The organism is Kitasatospora albolonga (genome assembly GCA_002082585.1).
In the GTDB taxonomy this organism is placed as follows: Bacteria; Actinomycetota; Actinomycetes; order Streptomycetales; family Streptomycetaceae; genus Streptomyces; species Streptomyces stephensoniae.
Genome location: CP020563.1, coordinates 3,399,109 through 3,417,630, shown reverse-complemented (window position 1 = coordinate 3,417,630; position 18,522 = coordinate 3,399,109). Strand labels below are relative to the sequence as shown.

The 18,522-nt window shown below is 73.5% G+C and carries 12 protein-coding genes and 1 pseudogene; 8 read left to right on the top strand and 5 right to left on the bottom strand.

Going from position 1 to position 18,522, the window contains the following annotated elements; translation table 11 throughout:
- Nucleotides 1–124: 124 nt before the first annotated feature.
- The 3 genes from B7C62_14770 to B7C62_14760 all read left to right on the top strand — a co-directional run bounded on the left by B7C62_14770 (nt 125) and on the right by B7C62_14760 (nt 5,186).
- Nucleotides 125–1,654: a hypothetical protein gene (locus tag B7C62_14770; GenBank protein ID ARF73390.1), complete on the top strand. Its 1,530-nt coding sequence runs from the start codon at nt 125–127 to the stop codon at nt 1,652–1,654.
- Entirely contained in the window at nt 1,651–3,345 is a 1,695-nt protein-coding gene (locus B7C62_14765) for a hypothetical protein (GenBank protein ID ARF73389.1), read from the top strand. Before B7C62_14770 ends, B7C62_14765 begins: the two co-directional genes overlap by 4 nt.
- Before the next feature lie 65 nt (nt 3,346–3,410).
- The gene (locus B7C62_14760; GenBank protein ARF77166.1) at nt 3,411–5,186 is read left to right on the top strand and encodes a multidrug ABC transporter ATP-binding protein; all 1,776 of its coding nucleotides are present in this window, start codon (nt 3,411–3,413) and stop codon (nt 5,184–5,186) included.
- Between the two features lie 65 nt (nt 5,187–5,251).
- Here B7C62_14760 and B7C62_14755 read toward each other — a convergent pair whose 3' ends face one another.
- Nucleotides 5,252–5,893, bottom strand: coding sequence for a hypothetical protein (locus B7C62_14755; GenBank protein ID ARF73388.1), 642 nt, complete (start codon nt 5,891–5,893; stop codon nt 5,252–5,254).
- 145 nt (nt 5,894–6,038) lie between these two features.
- Nucleotides 6,039–6,785: pseudogene (locus B7C62_14750) on the bottom strand (hypothetical protein).
- A 263-nt stretch (nt 6,786–7,048) separates the two neighbouring features.
- Between B7C62_14750 and B7C62_14745 the strand changes: the two are divergent.
- The 4 genes from B7C62_14745 to B7C62_14730 all read left to right on the top strand — a co-directional run bounded on the left by B7C62_14745 (nt 7,049) and on the right by B7C62_14730 (nt 14,124).
- Entirely contained in the window at nt 7,049–9,538 is a 2,490-nt protein-coding gene (locus tag B7C62_14745) for a hypothetical protein (protein ID ARF73387.1), read from the top strand.
- Between the two features lie 300 nt (nt 9,539–9,838).
- Complete coding sequence (locus B7C62_14740; protein ID ARF73386.1) at nt 9,839–10,486, top strand: pyridoxamine 5-phosphate oxidase; 648 nt, start codon at nt 9,839–9,841, stop codon at nt 10,484–10,486.
- 7 nt (nt 10,487–10,493) lie between these two features.
- Nucleotides 10,494–11,756: an MFS transporter gene (locus B7C62_14735; protein ID ARF73385.1), complete on the top strand. Its 1,263-nt coding sequence runs from the start codon at nt 10,494–10,496 to the stop codon at nt 11,754–11,756.
- A gap of 169 nt (nt 11,757–11,925) precedes the next feature.
- Nucleotides 11,926–14,124 carry a serine/threonine protein kinase gene (locus tag B7C62_14730; protein ARF73384.1) on the top strand — a complete coding sequence of 733 codons (2,199 nt, stop codon included), beginning with the start codon at nt 11,926–11,928 and terminating at the stop codon, nt 14,122–14,124.
- A gap of 147 nt (nt 14,125–14,271) precedes the next feature.
- Here B7C62_14730 and B7C62_14725 read toward each other — a convergent pair whose 3' ends face one another.
- From B7C62_14725 to B7C62_14715, 3 genes are read right to left on the bottom strand one after another with little or no spacing between them, the layout of a single operon-like run.
- A complete protein-coding gene (locus tag B7C62_14725; GenBank protein ID ARF73383.1) occupies nt 14,272–14,697 on the bottom strand; it encodes a GntR family transcriptional regulator in 426 nt (141 codons plus the stop codon).
- A 46-nt stretch (nt 14,698–14,743) separates the two neighbouring features.
- Nucleotides 14,744–15,718, bottom strand: a complete 975-nt coding sequence (locus B7C62_14720; protein ID ARF73382.1) for an ABC transporter permease — start codon at nt 15,716–15,718, stop codon at nt 14,744–14,746.
- Nucleotides 15,715–16,659 carry an ABC transporter ATP-binding protein gene (locus tag B7C62_14715; GenBank protein ID ARF73381.1) on the bottom strand — a complete coding sequence of 315 codons (945 nt, stop codon included), beginning with the start codon at nt 16,657–16,659 and terminating at the stop codon, nt 15,715–15,717. The genes B7C62_14720 and B7C62_14715 overlap by 4 nt, the downstream gene beginning before the upstream one ends.
- A gap of 341 nt (nt 16,660–17,000) precedes the next feature.
- Here B7C62_14715 and B7C62_14710 point away from each other — a divergent pair, with 341 nt between their 5' ends.
- Nucleotides 17,001–18,491: a hypothetical protein gene (locus B7C62_14710; GenBank protein ARF73380.1), complete on the top strand. Its 1,491-nt coding sequence runs from the start codon at nt 17,001–17,003 to the stop codon at nt 18,489–18,491.
- The last annotated feature ends 31 nt before the right edge of the window (nt 18,492–18,522 follow it).

The following is an 18,522-nucleotide window of genomic DNA, read 5'->3' as shown; positions in this document are numbered from 1 at the left end:
CGCCCCCGCTGACCCGGGGCCGATGGTTCGCCCTGCGACGCACCCACTCACACCGGGGCCGACGGTTCGCCGCCGACCGTACCCCGACCTCTACCCCACGGACGGACAAGTGAAGACGCCTGCCATGACCCTGCCCAGCGTGCTCGACCCCTTCTTCGCCCTCGCCCGTGCACAGCCCGACCGGCCCGCCGTCGTCGACAACGGAGTCACCGTCTCGTACGGCCGGCTGGCCGGCTGGGCGGAGGCAGTGGCCGAACTGGTCGCCACCCGCGCCCCGGGGCCGCGCCCGCCCGTGGGCATCATGGTCCACCACAGCGTCCGCGACATCGCCGCCGTCCTCGGTGTCCTCGCGGCCGGGCGCGCCTTCGTTCCTGTGGCCGAGGGCCCCGAGGGCCACCCCGACGAGGCGCTGCGCGCCCTCCGCTGCGAGGAGCTGGTCGCCACCGCCGACAGCGGGCGGCTGCCGGCCGTGCCGCGCGTCCTGCGCCCCAACTGGAGCCGGCCTCGCCCCCTGTCGCGGCAGGCCGGGGAACCCGTCCGGGCCGAGGACCCCGCCTATGTGCTGTTCACCTCGGGCTCCACCGGGGCGCCCAAGGCCGCCGCGGTCCCGCACGGCGCACTGCACGCCGTCCTTCCCCACCTGATCGAGCGGTACGGTGCCGGTCCGGCCACCGTCGCCCTCAACTTCCACCGGGCCGACGGCGACACCTGCCTGGAGGAGATCCTGCCCACCCTGCTCTCGGGCGGGCTCGTCATCCTCGACGAGGAGGCCGAGACCGACCTCGACCGGGTCCTCACCGACCACGAGGTCACGCTGGTCAACCTGCCCGTCGACTACTGGCACATCTACAACGGCCACTTGCTGGAGACCGGCCGCAAACTTCCCGACCGCGTCGAGACCGTTGTCGTCGGCGGCGAGGGCGTCCGCCCGGACATGCTGGAGCGCTGGGACCGGCTCGGTGCCGGTCACGTCCGGCTGCTCAACACCTACGGCTCGACCGAGACCGCCCTCGTCACCCACACCGCCGTCCTCGCGGGGCCGGACACCGCGGGCCCGTTCCCCGAGGGCGTGCCGATCGGCCGCCCGCTGCCGTCCGTGCGCCAGGCCGTCGTACCCCGTACGGACACGCCCGACGGCCCCGGTGAACTGTGGGTGGCCGGACCGCAGCTCGCCACCGGATACCTCGACGACCCCGAACGCACCGCCGCCTGCTTCACGGAGGCCGATCTCGGCGACGGCCCGGCCCGCTGGTACCGCACCGGCGACCTCGTCCACGAGGCCACCGACGGCAGCCTCGTCTTCCACGGCCGTCTCGACCACCAGGTCAAGATCCGCAGCCACCGGGTGGACCTGTTGGACGTCGAGGAGGCGCTCGGGCGGCTCCCCGGCGTGACCGCGGTGGCCGCCGCCCCGCATGCCAAGGGCGAACACACGGTGCTGGTCGCCTTCGTGGTCCTGGGGGCGGACACCACGGCCGCCGCAGACACCGACGGAAACGCCGAAGCCAGTGCCACCGCCGACGAGTTGCGGGAGCGGCTGCGATCCGTTCTCCCCGAACACTGCGTACCCGACCGGATCATCGCGGTCCCGGCGCTCGCCCACACCCGCACCGGCAAGGTCGACCGCACAGCCACCCGGGAACGGTACCTGTGACGAACCGGCTCTTCGACCCCTCGGTCGCCCCGGCCGCCGTACCCGAGGTCAACGTCCGGGGCCCCTGGTCCTTCCTCTGGTGGCTGGTCCGGGCCCGCCCCTGGCCGCTGGTGCTCAGCGCGCTGCTCGGCACGGCCTGGATGGTGCCGCTCGCCCTGACCCCGCTGGTCGTCGGACAGGCCATCGACGGGGCCGGACAGGGCGGTGGCGCGGGTGACGTGGTGCTGTGGGCCCTGGTGGCGCTTGGCCTCGGCGCCGTCCAGGCCCTCGCGGGCGCGGGCCTGATCCAGGCCGCCGTCGGCGCCGAGGCGCACGCCGTGTCGTACAGCCATCGGGTGCTGATGCGGCAGGTCGTCCGGCTCGGCGCCACTCTGCGCGGCAAGGCCCGCTCCGGGGACGTGGCCGCCTCGGCCGCCGCCGACGTCGAGAGCATCGGCCAGGCGTTCGAGGTCGTCGGCCGTACGGTCGGGGCGGTGATCGCCGCGGCCCTGGTGACCGTCGCGCTCACGGTCACCTCCCCGCTGCTCGGCCTCGCCGTCCTCATCGGCGTGCCCGCCGCCGTACTCGGCATCGGCCCGCTGCTCCGCCCGCTCCAGGCCCGCGACGAGGCTCAGCGCGAGCAGATGGGCATCGCCACCTCCCAGGCGGGGGACATCGTCGCGGGCCTGCGCATCCTGCGCGGCATCGGCGGCGAGGCGCGCTTCGCCGAGCGCTTCCGCCGCACCAGCCAACAGGTGCGCAGGGCAGGCGAGTCGGCCGGACGGATGGAGGCATGGCTCCAGGCGGCGGGCGTTCTGCTGCCGGGCCTCGTCACCGTGGGAATCGTCTGGTTCGGCGCCCACCTCGCCCTCAACGGAGCCATCACCGCCGGTGAACTCATCGCGTTCTACGGTGCTTCGGCCTTCCTCACCCTGCCCGTCAGCACCGCGACCGAGGCTGCCGAGACGGTGAGCCTCGCCCGGGTCGCCGCGGGCCGGATCTGCACCCTGCTGTGCCTGGAGCCCGACACCGTCGCGCCCCCGCACCCCGAACCGCTGCCTCCCGGACCGCTCTCCCTCACCGATCCGGAGACCGGCATCACCGCCCGGGCCGGGCGGCTGACCGTGGTCGTGGCGCCCGCCGACCGGACCGGGGACCTCGCTGACCGTCTCACCCGGCCCGTACGGCCGGACGGCATTCCGCCCGTCCTACTCGGCGGCGTACCGCTCGACCGTGTGGACCTTGCCGAACTGCGTTCCAGAACGCTGCGTTCCGGCCCCGCCGACCCGCTGTTCACCGGCACCGTACGGGAGGAGCTGACCGCCGCGAACCCCACCCGTTCCCCGGAGGCGCTGGACCGGGCGCTGTGGGCCGCCGACGCCACCGACGTGGTCGACGCGCTGCCCGGCGGGCTCGACGCCCAGCTGGACGAGGGAGGCCGGACGCTGTCCGGAGGTCAGCGCCAACGCCTGGTCCTGGCGCGCGCGTTGCTCGCGTCCCCCGACGCGCTGGTCCTGGAGGACCCGACCGCCTCCGTCGACGCCCACACCGAGGCCCGGGTGGCGGAGCGGGTCGCCGCGCTCCGCACGGGTCGGACCACCCTCGTGTTCAGCGACAGTCCGCTGTGGCGCGGCGTCGCCGACCACGAGATCCGCCTGAACCCGGGCCCTGCCCCCGCACACCCTGACCGCCCCGCAGGAGAGCCCTCGTGACGACCACTCCCACCCGAGCGGGCGCCGGGCCCGACCCCGCCGAAGCGGTCACGGCCCCCGGGCGGCTGCCGCTGGCCGGCCGGACCGATGTACGGGCCTGGGTCGGCGCCTTCCTGCGCCGTGAGGCCCGCCGACTCGCCCTCACCTTCGGTCTGTTCGCCGCCGCGCTGCTCGCCGGGCTGGTCGGCCCCCGGCTGCTCGGCCAGCTGGTCGAGTCCGTCAAGGACGGCACCAGCACCGGCCGCGTCGACCTGTTCGCCCTGGTCTTCCTCGGCGTCCTGGCCGGTCACGCGCTGCTCGCCCGCGCGGCCCGCACCCAGGCCACCCTGCTCGGGGAACGCGTCCTGGCCGCCACCCGTGAGCACTTCGTCCGCCGGGTCCTCGGGCTGCCGCTCGCCCAGGTCGAGAGCGTCGGCACCGGCGACCTCCTCAGCCGCGCCACGACCGACGCCGACCGGCTCAACGAGAGCATTCGGCAGGCCGTGCCACGGATCGCGCTCGCGGCGGTGACCCTGGTGTTCACCGTCGCCGCGATCGTGCTGACCTCGCCGCTGCTCTCGCTCGCGCTGCTGGCGGGGCTGCCGTTCGCGGTGCTGTCGACGTGGTGGTACCGGCCGCGCGCGACCCGGGCGTACGAGCGGCTGCTCGCCCAGGAGGCCGATGTCCTGGCCGTGGTGCACGAGACCGCGCGGGGCGCCGCGACCGTCGAGTCCCTTGGGCTCGGATCGCGGCAGCGCGCCCGGCACGGCCGGGCGGTCGACGCCGTGGTCCGCACGCGGCAGCGCACCACCTGGCTGCAGACCGTTTGGTTCCCCAGCCTGGACCTCGCCACCACGGTCCCGATGGCGCTGACGCTGCTGATCGGCGGCCTTGCCTACCAGCGGGGCGCGGTGGGCCTGGCCGAGGTCACCGCGGTGGTCCTCTACGTACAGGCCCTCGGTGAACCCCTCGACGACCTGCTGACCTGGACCGACGAACTCCAGATCGGCAACGCGGCGTTGCGCCGCATCCTGGGCGTGGACCTGCTGCCGAACGAGGAGAAACGCCCGCCCGCGCCCACCGAGGGCCACGCGATCCGCCTCGAAGGGGTCGGCTTCGGGTACGGGCCGGACCGGGCGGTCCTGACCGGAATCGACCTCGACATCGAGCCCGGTGAACGCCTCGTCGTGGTGGGCGCGTCGGGCGCGGGCAAGTCCACGCTCGGCAAGCTGCTGGCCGGTGTGCACCACCCGGACCGGGGCACCGTGCGGATCGGCGGCGTCGAGGTGTCCGCCCTTCCGGTCGAGCAGCTGCGCCGCGAGATCGTGCTGGTGACGCAGGAGCAGCACGTCTTCAGCGGCACGCTGCGGGACAACCTCACCCTGACCGGCGGGGGAGAGGAGCCGGAAGCGGAGGACAGGCCGCTGTGGGAAGCGCTGGAGACGGTCCTGCTCGCGGACTGGGCACGGACGCTGCCCGACGGCCTGGACAGCGAGATCGGGCCGGGCGCCGCCCCGGTCCCCCCGTCCGCCGCCCAGCAGCTCGCGCTGGCCCGCCTGCTGATCTGCGACCCGCACACCCTGGTTCTCGACGAGGCCACCGCTCTGCTGGACTCCACCGCGTCGCGCCGGGTGGAACGCTCGCTCGCGGCCCTGATCGAGGGCCGGACGGTGATCTCGATCGTGCACCGCCTGGACTCCGTCCGGGACGCCGACCGCATCGCGGTCATGGACCACGGCCGCATCGTCGAACTCGGCAGCCACGACAAACTCCTCGCGGCGCAGGGAGCGTACGCCTCCCTCTGGCACTCCTGGGAGTCCGCCCGCAGCGACGAACCCCCGGCGAAGGGCCTCCCGGGCTGAGGGGCCCCGGCCGATGCCGTTCGCCGTCGCCGCATTCCGGGTCGGCGAGGGGCGCCACAGCTCGGCTACGGGCATTCCTCCTCGAACTTCACCGCGGTGAACTCGACCGGCTGCCCCCTCAGTACGGCTCCGGCGGCGGGCGACTGGGTGCAGACCTGCCAGTTGCTCTCCAGCAGGACCATGCGGTCCTGCGCTGCGTCCGTCGTGGTGATCGAGGTGCTCGGGTCCAGGGCGCCACGGGCCGCCTTGAGCGACTCCCCGACCAGATCCGGCATCTTCCCGTCCGCCGCCTCAGGGGCCTTCGCGTCGGTGGCGGGGCACGTCTCCTCCAGCTTCACCGTGCCGAAGTCCAGCGTGGTGCGGGTGGAGGCCGCCGTGCCCGCCGGGATGTTCTGGGAGCAGACCTTCCAGTTCCGGTCGAGCGCCTGAAGCCTCCCCCGGCCGGAACTGTCGTGCGACTTCAGGGAGGAGAAGCCCTCCGCCTGCGCGGCATCCTGCGCGGACTGGAGACCCATGCCGATGAAGTCCGGCACCGTCTTGGGCCTGGCGGGCTCGCCCTCCTCCTCGGACGGTGTCGCGGCAGGTGTGGCGGAGGGCTCGGCGGTCGCCGGGGCCGGGGGCTTCGCGTCCGTGGCGGCCGGATCGCAGCCGACGAGTGCCAGGGCGGCGAGACAGGAGAGCGCGGCGGTGAGCGTACGGGTGTTCATGGCTTTCCCCCTCGGGCGGTTCATGGAGGCATGACCGTAGCGAGCCCTATGTACCCCGGGGAGGCGGATGTTCCGGTGGTGACGGATTCGTGACAGGACCGGGGCAGGTCCTGGTTCCCGGCTCCCGCCCGGGCGGGCGGTCGGCGTAGTCCTCCACCAGGGTGCTGATGAGCGCCAGCAGGGCGTCGGCCCGGTGGCGGTCCTCGTGCTGGGTGCGCAGGGCCTCGTCGAGCGCCCGGAGGCGGTCCAGGGCGCCCGGTTCGCGGTCCTCCACCTCGTGGATCAGCGGCTGGGTGGTCAGGTCCAGGCACTCGGTGAGCAGTCGGCGGGTGGCGGGAGAGGGTGGGGCGGGATCGGGGGCGGCGAACGCGGCGCACAGGTACCGCGCGGGGTCCGTGAGGCTCCAGCCGACGACGGCGCCGTGCTGGACGAGGAGCGCCACGTCCGGGGCGATGCCGATACGGGCCTCCAGCGGCTCGTCCAGCACGCCGAGGTCGCGCAGGCACGTCAGCACGGTGTCCCCGGGGGTCCGGCAGAGCACCGTGGTGATCTCCTGCCGGAAATCCCGCACCTCGTCCGCGCGCAGCCCGCCCGGGCGTACCTCAGACGGGGCGGGAACGCGGGCGGAGTCCTCGGCGGATGCGGACTCATCGGGCAACCGGAGCGCGGTGGCCACCAGGTGCCGGCTGTCCGGGGCGAACCGGAACTCGTCGGGATCGTCCCACAGCCATTCCTGGCTGCCGAACGTGTCCGTGAGGAACCGCTGCCATTCCTCCACGTCCGCGTACTCCGCGATGCGCACGCGTTGGCCCGGGAAGTCGAAGCGCGGGGGGATGCGCAGAGGACCGTCCGTCACCGTCGCGGTCCAGTCACCGCCGAGGGTGAGTCTCATGGTGAATACCGCCTCATCGAACTCATCGAATCTGCGCTCCGGGAGCCATGCAGCCGTTCCTGGCCGGAACCCTGTCGTCCACCACGTCTGTGCCGCGGTCTGCCATGGGCCGCTGATGGCACCGTGGATCAGGACGCGCGGCACGGCGGAATCGGTTCTTGCGAAGGTTTGCTGCGGGGTGCGTCCGGCGGGAGGGCAGGAGGTCCCTTGCCCGGTGCATTGGTCCAGTCCAGACTGATCCATGGTGAAGTCGAGGGGGTGCCATGTCAGGGAGGGCGTCGGCCGCAGGGCTCCCCGGGGGAGGCCCGGCGGATGAGCGGGAGCCGTTCGGCGCGCAGATCCAGGTGTTCCGCAGCCGGGCCGGGCTCAGCCAGGAAGTGGCCGCGGCGCGGGCCGGGATCAGTACCAGGGCGCTGCGTGACATCGAGCGCGGCCGGGTCCGGCGGCCCCGGGCCCGTACCCTCCAGAGCCTCGCCGAGGTGCTCGGGCTGACCGGCGGGGAGCTGGCGGACCTGCTGGACGCCGCCCGTGCCGGGGCACCGCACGGCGCGGGCCGGCCGCGCCTGCTGATCCTCGGGCCGCTCGCCCTCCGGCGCGGCCGGACCCCCGTGCCGGTCACCAGCCCCATGCTGCGCCGCCTGCTCGGGCTGCTCGCGCTCAAGCACCCCGAGCCCGCCACCCAGCAGGAGATCAGCGACACCCTCTGGCCGTCCGGGCCGCCCGGCTCCCACCAGAGCCTCGTCCACACCTACGTCAGCCAGGTCCGCCGACTGCTGGAGCCGGGCGGCGGCGGCCCGGGTGCCGTCCCGCCGCCCACCGTCGCCCGGACGCCCACCGGTTACGTGCTCCGGGCGGCCCGGAACCAGATCGACCTCGGCCACTTCGACGATCTGCTGGACCGCGCGGAGCGCCTGCACCGCGCACCGGACCCGGCGGCGGCGTACGAGTCGCTGACGCGGGCCCTGCGCTGGTGGCGGGGGCCGGTGCTCGCCGACGCGGACCCGGTGCTGAGTCGGCACCCGGCCGCGGTGGCGGCCAACGAGCGGCGGGTCAGGGCGGTGCTGCTGCACGCCGATACGGCCCTGCTGCTGCGCCGCCCCGAGGAGGCCGTCCCGGTCCTGGGGGACCTGGTGAACACCGAGCCGCTGCACGAGGGCCTGCACGCCCGGCTGATCCTCGCCCTGGCCAGCAGCGGTGAACAGGCCGCCGCGCTCGACGTGTTCAGCCGTCTGCACGACCGGCTCGACAAGGAGCTCGGCATCGAGCCCGGCGCGGAGGTCCGTGACGCCCATCTGCGGGTGCTCCGCCAACAGCTGCCCCTCGCACGGCATTTGGACCTTCCGGAGCGCCTTGACCGCCCGGACCGTCTGAAGCGCTCGGTGACGGGCGGCCGGGCCGTGGTGTCCGCCGGTCCCGTCCCCGCCCAACTCCCCTCAGCAGCAGCCTTCTACGTCGGCCGACAGCGGCAGCTGGAAGTGCTGGACCTCCTCGTCCCGCCCGACCCCGGGTCCCGTTCACGGGTGGTGGCCGTGGTCGGCGCGCCCGGGGTCGGCAAGACCGCGCTCGCCACGCACTGGGCGCACGCCCGGCGCGAACACTTCCGGGACGGGCAGCTGTTCGTCGACCTGCGCGGCCACTCCCGGCTGCCCCCGCTGCGTACCGCTGACGTCCTCGCACAGTTCCTCCGCGCCCTCGGCGTACCGCCCGGCCGACTGCCCGCCGACGAGGAGGAGGCCGCGGCGCTGTACCGTACGCTCCTCGCCGACAGGCGCCTGCTGATCGTCCTCGACAACGCGCGCGACGCCGAGCAGGTCAGGCCGCTCATCCCGGGCGCCCGGGGCTGCGCGGTGGTGATCACCAGCCGCAGCCAGCTCGCCGGTCTGGTCTCCAACGACGGCGCCCGCCGCATCGGCCTGGACGTGCTCGGTCCGGACGAGGGCCGCCACCTGCTCGGCAGCATCGTCGGCGAGTGCCGGGCCGCGGCCGAGGACGAGGCGGCCCGCAGGCTCGTGCGGGCGTGCGGCGGTCTGCCGCTCGCCATCCGGATCGCCGGTGCCAACCTGGTGGCCCGCAACGCCGGTATCGCCGACCACACCGCCGGGCTCGCGGGCGACGACATGCTCAGCCGACTGCGCATCGAGGGGGACCGGCGCTCGACGGTACGGTCCGCCTTCGACCTCTCGTACGACGTCCTCCCGGCCGGGGCCCAGCGGATGTTCCGGCTCATCGCCCTGATGCCCGGACCGGACCTCACCGCGGACGGCGGCGCGGCGCTGGCGGACGTGACCCCGGCCGAATCGGCCGCGCTCCTGGTGGGCCTGGCCGACGCCCATCTGGTGCGGGAGCGGCCGGTCGGCCGGTTCGCGCTGCACGGTCTGCTGCGCCCGTACGCCCGTGAGCTGGCGGGCCGGGAGGAGGCGCACGCGGCCCGGCAGCGGCTCTTCGCCTGGTACCTCCACCGCACGGAGGCGGCGGCCCGGCTGCTCCGTGCGCCGGAGTGCGCCCCCGGCGCCCCGGACCCGTACGCCGGTTACGCCGGTACGGAGCCCCCGGTCGCGCCGGTCTTCCCCGACCGTGCCCGGGCCTCGGAGTGGCTGGACAGCGAGCGCGAGAACCTGGCCGCCGCCGTCCTCCAGGCGTCCGCCACCGGCTTCACCGCCGTCGCCCGGCGGCTGGCGGAGAGCCTGCCCGTCTGCCTCTCGGCGGGGGCCGCAACGGGGCGGGAAGCGCCCGCGGATCTGCTCACCTGCTGATCAGATCAGATCAGATCTGAATTGATCTGATCTCGGCCGGTCCGGTCCGCGCTGTCGTACCGGCCCGGGGCAGGACAACTGCTCCGGCAGTCTTCCCTGTTCTGCCGGTTCCCTCCTCTGCCGGTCGCTGATCACCGTAAAACCGCAGGTCAGTGAGGGCGTGTTCGGGCTGGGGCCGCCCTCCCGCGCGCCTTCGGTCCTCTGGTCCGGCTGGAGAAGCCCGACCAGGCCCGGTCCGTACGGTGGGCTCCTCCGCAAGGCCGCCCCCTCCCGGGCACGTTGACCGAAGTGAGGTTCCCCATGAGCCGGTACGCCGCCCTCGCGCACACCCCGTCGGTGCGCCGGGTCCAGGAAGAGATGGGCAGCGCCACGGCGGCCGGCCGGCAGGCGCGGGGGCCGGACGGGGAGGCCGAGCCGCTCCCCGGTCCCGTAGCCGACTTCATCCGCGGTCTCGACGGCTTCCTGTTCTCCAGCGTGGGCGAGACCGGCTGGCCCTACATCCAGTTCCGGGGCGGCCCGCCGGGGTTCGTCCATGTCCTGGACGAGCACACCCTCGGCTATTCGGACGTCCGGGGAAACCGGCAGTACATCACCACCGGCAACGTGCGCGGCAACGACCGCGTCGCCCTCTTCTTCATCGACCACGCCCGCCGCACCCGCCTCAAACTGTTCGGCCGCGCCACCGCCGTACCGGCCGGGGAGAACCCGGAGCTCGCCGGGCGGCTGGACTCGCCGCGTACCGAGGGCCGGGTCGAACAGCTCGTCACCGTCCGGGTCGAGGCGTACGCCTGGAACTGCCCCAACCACATCACCCCCCGCTTCAGCCAGGACGAGATCTCCGAGGCCCTGGCCCCCCTCAGCGACCGCCTGGCGGCGCTGGAGGAGGAGAACGCGGCCCTGCGCGCGGAACTCGCCGCACACCACGACGACCGACGACCGAAGGGCTGAAGCGGACATGGAAGAGCGCGTGGCGGAGCTGGAACCGCCCGCAGGCATGCGGGAGTCCGCGGGCGGGCCGGAGCCCGCGATCTGGTCCCGTAACTTCACGTACTACTTCGTCGGCCGCAGCGCGGGGCTCCTCAGCTGGGCCATGCTGCCCGTCGCGGTCGCGGCCGGTCTGCTCATCGAGGGGTACGGGCTCGACGCCGCGGGCTACTCGATGGCGTTCCTGGTCGCCCCGTTCGCCGGTCTCGTGCTGTTCGGCGGGGTGCTCGCCGACCGGTTCACCGCCCGCCGGATGATGATCGTCGCGGATCTGGCCAACCTCGCCGCCCACGTACTGCTCGCCCTCCTCTTCCTCCACGGCATCGACCACCTCTGGCAGCTGTACGGGCTGCTGGTGGTGGCCGGTACCGCGAACGCGCTGTTCCAGCCGGGTGCCGCCTCGACCGTTCCGCTGGTCTCCCGGGATGTGCAGGGGGCCAACGGGGTGCTGCGCACCTCCGAGGCGATCACCGGTCTCGGCGGTCCGGCGCTGGCCGGAACCCTGGTCGGGTTCGGGTCCACCGGCTGGGTGATGGTGATCTCCGCCGTCGCCTACGGGACCAGCGCGGTCTGCCTGTTCGCGCTCCGGCTCGGTGTGGTGCCCGCCCCGCCCGCGGGCGAGTCCATGTGGCGCAATCTGGCCGTCGGCTGGCGGGAGTTCCGGTCCCGGAGCTGGCTCTGGGGCGTGATCGTGATCTGGATGTTCTATGCGGTGCTCGCCTGGGGGCCGCAGCTCTCGGTGGCCGCCGGGGTCGTCGTCCCCGAGCACGGCGCACGCTCCTTCGGCCTGATCAACGCCGCGCTGGGCGCCGGGACCGTGATCGGCGGGCTGCTGGCGATCCGCTACAAGCCCGGACGGCCGCTCGCCGCCGGGGCCGTGGCGATGATGGCGTACCCCCTGTACCCGCTCGGCATCGTGCTCGGCTGGCCTGTCTGGATGCTCGCCGCCGCCCAGGTCGCCGTGGGGACCGGGATCGGCGTCTGGGGCGTCATGTGGGCCACCAGCGTGCAGACCCAGGTGCCGGGCGAGATGCTCAACCGCATCCACGCCTACGAAGTCGCGGGCTCCGTCGGCATGTACCCGATCGGCAGCGCCCTGGCCGGTCCCGCCGTCGGCGCGTTCGGTACCGACGCGGTGCTCCTGGTGGGCGTCGTGGTCTCCTTCCTCACCGCCTCCGCCCTCCTGGCCGCCCGTCCGATCCGCTCCCTGCGCCGGGTTCCCGACCGTCTCTGAGCCGTCGGCCGTGAGGGCCGTCTCTCGGTCCAGCACCTGTGTGACGGAACATAGTTGAACAACCCTCACCCTGGGCCCGGCCGCATGGGCGGGGCGCGCGGGCGGCTTCTATTCTGGGGCGAGCGCGGGGCGTCCGCAGGGGAACGGGCCATCGGGGGATCAGGTCGGTATGAGCGTGAACAGGGAACAGAGCGACGACGGCGAGCGGTACACCGCCATGGAGGGCATACGTCCCCTCGCGGCCGGTGACCCGGAACGGATCGGGCCCTATCCGCTGCTCGGCCGGCTGGGAGCGGGCGGGATGGGCCGGGTCTATCTGGCCCGTTCGGCGGGGGGCCGCACGGTCGCCGTGAAGGTCGTGCACGAGGAGCACATCGCCAACGGGGAGTTCCGGGCCCGGTTCCGCCGGGAGATCGAGGCCGCCCGCCGCGTCGGCGGCCGGTACACCGCCCCCGTGCTGGACGCCGACGCGGAGGCCGACCGGCCGTGGGTGGCCACCGGCTATGTCCCCGGACCCTCCCTGGAACAGGCCGTACGGGAACACGGCCCGCTGCCCGCCGAGTCCGTACACGCCCTGGCCGAAGGGCTGTTGCGGGCGCTGCGCGGCATCCACGCGGCCGGGATCGTGCACCGCGACCTGAAGCCGTCCAACGTCCTGCTCACCGTCGACGGCCCCCGTGTCATCGACTTCGGCATCGCCCGCGCGCTCCAGGTCTCCGTCGAGTCCCTGCTCACCAGCACCGGCATGGTCATCGGCTCACCCGGGTTCATGGCGCCCGAGCAGATCCTCGGCGAGGAGACCGGCACGGGGGCGGACGTCTTCGCGCTCGGCTGCGTACTGATGTACGCGGCCACGGGGCAGCTGCCGTTCGGGAACGGGGCGAGCAACCAGCACGCCGTGATGTACCGGATCGTCGAGGGCGCCCCCGACCTCACCCTGGTCACGGACGCCCCGCTGCGCGAGCTGATCGGGCGCTGCCTCACCAAGAAGCCCGCCGAACGGCCGGGTGTGGACGCGCTGTTGGGCGATCTGGGTACGCCGGAGAAGTTGGGCGCGTCGAAGCCGGGTGCCGTGAAGCCGGGTGCTCTGAAGGGCGGGGCGTGGCTCCCGCCGCAGCTCCTGGCCCGCCTCGCCCGCCAGGCGGCGCTGCTGCTGGACGCGGACGTGCCGAAGGCGGAGGCCGGGGAGGAGGTCGTGGAGGAGCCTCGCCCCGATGCGGATGCCGGTGCCGACGTCGACAACGCCAAGGCCAACGCCGATGTCGATGTCGTCACGGCTGATCTGCGTCCGGGCCCGGAGGCTGTACCCGCACCCGAGCCCGAGCCCGTATCCAAGGCCGCGCCCGTACCCGTATCCGAGGCGGCGGCCACCCCCGAGCCCGCGCCCGCCCTCGTCGTCTCCGGGAGCGGTTCGGGCGGTTCCGGCGGTTCCGACAGCGCTGGGGATTCAGCCGATGCGCGTCGGAAGACCTCGCGCCGTCGCCGTACGTGGGTCGTGGCGGCCGCGGTTCTCGCCGTCCTGGCCACCGGCTCCACCGTCGCCCTCCTCGACCGGGGGACGGAAGGCGGCGCGGATGCCCGTAAGGGTGACGCCGCCGCATCCCCCGGAACCGGCGATGCCCCCTCCGCCCCCGCCACGCCCCCCGCCGACGGGGACGAGGACGAGGCGAAGAAGAAGGACAAGAAGGAAGACGGCGAAGACGGCAAGGGCGGCAAGGGGGAGGAGAAGGAACAGGGACAGGACAAGGAGGGCGGCAGCGGCTCAGGTGCCGGGGAGGGGTCCGGCAGCGGTGGAGCCGTCGCTCCGGGGAGTACGTCGGCGGGGGCGGGCAGCGGTTCGGGCGCCGGGTCCTCCCAGCCCGGCGGCTCCGGCTCCGGCTCCGGCTCCGGCTCGTCCGGCAACAGCGGCTCGGGCAGCGGTGGTTCCGGTAACGGCGGTTCCGGAGGCGCGGGCTCCGGCGACGGGGGTTCCGGTTCCGGTACCGCCCCGAAGCCGCCCGTCACGGACCCCGATCCTCCGGCCCCGGACAACCGGGTGCCCCAGCATTTCGTCGGGACGTGGTCCGTCGTGTCGCAGTACTCCCTCCGGCCGCACACCGTGGCCATCCGGCGGGTGTCCCCGGGTCAGCAGGCGGTGACCCTCGTCGCCGACGTACAGGGCACGGGGCACTGCGAGTACACGGCGACGCTCACCTCCGTCGCGGACGGCGGCAAGCGGATCAACGTCGGTACCGCCACGGTGGACAAGGGCCGCTCCACCGGGATGTGCCGGGACTCCGACCCCTCGTTCTTCGTCGTCGACGGGTCCGGCATCCGGCACGACGTCGGCCCCGCCCACGGCAGCGGCTACCGCTACAACCGCGCCTGAGCGCAAGCGGAGGGCGAGGGCGGGGTTGCGGGGGTGGAGCCGCGGGCACTGCCCCGCCTCCGACCGGGCGGGCGGCGGCCAGGACCGTCCCCGTTCCGGCCCGCGGCGCCGGGACCGGTGCCGGGGCCGCCGCCGGTCGTTCTGCCGTCAGTCCGGTGCCTCGCCCGGGTACGCGGTCGCGAACGCCGCGTGGAACAGGGCCGTGACGTCCTGGCCCGTGAGCCCCTCGGCGCGGGCCTGCCGCATCCACTCGGTCAGGGAGGTGCGGAGCGGCGAGTCGGGGCCGGACCGGGGCTGGGCGAGGGTGCGGGTGATGAAGGTGCCCGCACCCTGGCGCACTTCGGCCAGCCCGGCCCGTTCCAGCTCCCGGTATGCCTTGAGCGTGGTGTTCGGGTTGACCTTGGTCTCCGCGGCGACCTGGGCGGCGGTGGGCAGCCGGTCGCCCTCCTCCAGGGCCCCCATGCGCAGGGCCTGTTCGACCTGGCGGACGATCTGGAGGTACGTCGCCACTCCGCTGCGGCGGTCGATGCGGAATACGACCACGGACTCCACCTTCCGTTCGATTGCCGACACTTTATGTAGGGGATGCGCACCGTTCGCGTACGGGACGCGTACCGCCCTACAGGGGTCGGCGCGACACCCGCCACACGACGAACGCCGTGAGGAGCGCCGTCCCCGCGAGCAGGAGCCCTGCCCCGGTCCACTGCATCGCCGCCATCTGACTGGGTTCGAGGTACTCGACGACGTGGTTGACGATGCCCTTCTCCTTGATGCACGCGTCCTGCGCCTGCTCGGTCGCCTCGGCGCAGGAGCCCCAGCCGAAGAGGTCCCCCTTCGCGTTCCCGACCCAGCGGTCCACCTCGTACGAGTCGTGGAGGCGGGCCGGGAGTTCGCCGTCCAGCGGGTACGTGACCATCTGGGTGGAGCCGAGGCGGATACGGATCTCGTCCCAGACCATCCCGGCGGCGATCATGAAGAAGAACGTGACGACCATGGCGGGCACCGTGCGGCGCAGCAGGACGCCGATCGTGATGCCGGAGGCGGTCAGGAAGAGGAGGGACGCGGGCAGGACCGGGCCCGTGTTGTCGAAGATGGCGCCCTCGATCCACTTGCTGGCGAAGAAGGAGCGGTGCGGCTCCCACCACCAGGTGAACGCGGCCGACAGCACCAGGCCGGAGAGCAGGGCCAGGGTGTAGGCGAAGGCCAGCTTGGCGATCAGCCACTGGCGGCGGGTGACGGACTGGGTGGTGACCAGTTGTACGGTGCCGTTCTCCCGGTCGCCCGCGATGAGCGGGGCGCCGATGAAGACGGCGACGATCAGTGGGAGGCCGCTGAGGAGGGAGGCGACGTAGCTGAACCCCCGGGTCTCCTGGACCTGGTGCTGGACCTCCTTCTCCGGCCAGCCGGCCGCGTCGAGCAGCTGGACCAGCTCGTGGCGCTGGTACACGATCCACAGCGCGCCGAGCACGGTGAGGCCGAGGAGGCAGGAGAGCGCGGTGCGGTGCTGCCGTACGACGAGCCAGGGCAGCCCGCGCAACAGGCGGCGCCGGGGCCGGAGCGCGGTGGGGGTCTCGGTCAGGGTGGGGGTGCTCATGCGGCCTGGGTCCCTTCGGCTTCGACGCGGGCGCCCTGGGTGTAGAGCGAGGGGGCGTCCGGTGAGCGGAGGTGGGCGAGCAGGACCTCCTCCAGGGAGGGTTCGGCGCTCTCCCAGTCGTCGGGCAGCGGGCCCTTCGGCCGGATCAGCGCCTGGAACTGCCGTCCCTGGACGCGGGTCTCGATCACCGTGTGCAGGTCGAGCCCGGCGGGCGGGGAGCCGTCCGGGGCCACGCCCCTCACCAGGGTGTGGGCCGGGACGAGCGCGTCGGTGTCGCCCGCCATCCGGACCCGGCCCTCCGCGACGACCAGCAGGTAGTCGCACATGTCCTCCAGCTCGGTCAGCAGGTGCGAGGACATCACCACCGTGGTCCCGCGCTCGACGGCCTCGGCCATCAGCAGCGTGCTCATCTCGTCGCGGGCCAGCGGGTCGAGGTCCGCCATCGGCTCGTCGAGGAGCAGCAGGTCGGGGCGCTTGCCGAAGGCGAGCGCGAAGGCGACGCGGGTGCGCTGCCCGCCGGAGAGGTCGCCGGTCTTCGCGTGGAGCGGCACATGGCCGGAGCGGACGATCCGCTCGGCCGCCGCCGCGTCCCAGCCGGGGTTGAGCTCGGCGCCCATCCGCAGGGTGTCGGCCACCGTGAACCGCTTGAACAGTGGCTTCTCCTGGCCGAGGAAGGCGAACCTCGGCATCACGGCGGGGTCGTCGACCGGTACGCCGAAGATACGCAGCTCACCTGCGGTCGGCTGCACCTGGCGGGTGGCCAGACCGAGCAGCGTGCTCTTTCCCGCGCCGTTCGGGCCGACCAGTCCGCAGATGCGTCCGGTGGGGATGCGGAAGGAGCAGTCGCGCAGCGCCCAGCCGCCGAAGTAGCGCTTGCTCAGGCCGCGGGCCTCCAGTGCCCAGTTGCCGGGAGTCCCGTTCGGGGTGCTCGTGTCTGCCACGCGCCTCGCCTCAATTCCATTAGTCAATTAATGGAATCATGGAGTTGTGGGAGTGTGCCTGTCAAGCGCATGCCGATGCGGACATGCGCGGCTGGGGGGAGTGGTCCGGTCCTGTGGCCCTGCGGTCCTGCGTCGGGAGCGTTCCCGTGCGGGCCGCGCGAAGAGGGCCAAGAGGGCCAAGAGGGCCAAGAGAGCCGAGAGGGCTGACAGCGCCGAGAGGGCTGACAGAGCCGACGGGCAGTCGGCACGGCCGGGACGTTGCCGGAACCGGGCAATGACCTGGCGGTACGGGGGCCATAGAGTCGCACCGTCGGCGGGGGCCGGGCGAACGGGGGCAGGGCATGGAGAAGACCGATTCCGGCACTCCGGTGTGGGCGCAGCGGGCAGCCGCTCTCGGGCTGGGGCTGCTGACCGGTGCCACGGGCGGGCTGATCGTGGGCGCGGTCGTGCTGCTGGCGATGGACGGCCCGTCGTTCGCCGTGCTCTTCACGCTGGTCCTGGCCGTGCTCATTGGGGTACTGACCGTCCTCTCCGGAGCCTCACGGCTGAGCCGACGGCGGTGGGCCGGTGCCTGCGGCGCGCTTGCGGGACTCGTCCTGGCCACGTCGATGTTCGTCGGCTACCGGTCCAACTGGGCGGAGGAGGTCTGGGCGGTGCCGGACGACCGCCCGGGGGCGGCTGACGCGGTCGGTACGTGGACCACCTCCGACCTGGTGGTGCGCGCGCAGCAGGACCTGGTGTCGGCGTACCGGATCAGCGACGGCGCCGCCGTATGGACGTGGGAGCCGCCCGACAGGGACACCGTGTGCGCCATGAGCACCGCGACCCACGGCGGGCTGGGGCTCATCGGCCATGCGCCGGAGGGACGGCCGTGCCGCCGTACGGCCGCACTCGATCTGAAAGAGGGCACCACGCGGTGGGAGCACCGCGACAAGGCCCCCGGGCTCTCCGCGGACGATCTGTTCTCCCGTTCCGTGGCCCTCGCGGGGGACGTCGCGGTCGTACAGGACGGATCGGGCTGGCGCGGTCTGTCCGCCGCCGACGGCCGGGAGCGGTGGTACGCCGAGGCCGGTGAGGGCTGCCGTCCCGCCGTCGTCGACGCCGCCCTCCGTACGGTGCTGGCCGTGGTCCACTGCCCGTCCCGTCCGGAGTCCGGCCGGGCGGAGGCCCTGCGGCTCGCCCCGGCCACGGGTGCCGTCTCCACCCGGACCGCCCTGCCGGTCCAGGACCCCTTCACGCGCTATGCGATGGTGGCCGCCGACCCGCTCACCCTGTGGGTGGAGGAGCCGGTGGTGCGCGGCACCCGGGCTGTTCTGGTCATCGACGACCGGGGCGCGGTGCGCACCACCATCCCCACCCGGGCGAGCGACCACACGCTGCTCGTCGGCAGTTACGGCACCCACCGGGCGGTGACCTTCGGGGCGCGGCCCCTGCCCGCCGCCGTCGTCGTGGAGGGCCTGCTCATCGCCCCCGCCGTCGAGCCGGGGGACCGGAGCGTCGTCTCCAACCGGAACGGCCACCTCATCGACTACGACGGCAGGCTCGTCGCGATCTCCCTGGAGGACGGGGAACGGCGGTGGACCTCGGAGCTCGACGACGAGACGCGGGGCATCGCCACGGGCGACGGATCGGTGTGGGTGCTCGGCAGGGAGAAGCTCTTCCGGATCGACCCCATGAACGGGCGTCACCTCCGGGCGCTCACCCTGACCGACCTCACATACAAGGAGCCCGCGGAACTCACCGTCCACGGCGACCGTTACCTTGTCGTCGCCGAGAACAGCACCGGCGGAGTGCCGCCCATCCGAGCACTGCGCCCCGACTTCGTCTTCTGACCGGCACCTCCGGCACCTCCGGCACCTCCGG